Below are 392 nucleotides of genomic sequence, written 5' to 3'. Positions count from 1 at the left end.
ATTTTTGTAATATGCACTACTAGTATTTCCTGAAGCAGGTTGTGTTTGAGTTTGCTGTGCTTTTTGTTCTTCTTGTTGTTTACGAGCTTGCTCATCAGCTTGACGTTTTTGCTCTTCTTGTTGTTTACGAGCCTGTTCATCAGCCTGGCGCTTTTGTTCCTCTTGTTGTTTACGAGCCTGTTCATCAGCCTGGCGCTTTTGTTCCTCTTGTTGTTTACGAGCTTGCTCATCAGCTTGGTGTTTTTGCTCTTCTTGTTGTTTACGAGCTTGCTCATCAGCGAGGCGCTTTTGTTCTTCTTGTTGTTTACGAGCTTGCTCATCAGCTTGACGTTTTTCATCTTCTTGCTTACGAGCTTGTTCCTCGGCTTGACGTTTTTCATCCTCTTGCTTAC

The 392-nt window shown here is 43.1% G+C and carries 1 protein-coding gene; it reads right to left on the bottom strand.

Annotated elements, in window-relative coordinates:
- On the bottom strand, window positions 1-392 hold a 392-nt coding region (locus tag MR079_RS28515), incomplete at both ends, for a cell envelope integrity TolA family protein (protein ID WP_277933187.1).

This window comes from Bacillus cereus group sp. BfR-BA-01381 (assembly GCF_022663555.1).
Taxonomy (GTDB): Bacteria; Bacillota; Bacilli; order Bacillales; family Bacillaceae_G; genus Bacillus_A; species Bacillus_A pacificus.
This window is presented reverse-complemented; position numbering and strand designations above follow the sequence as displayed.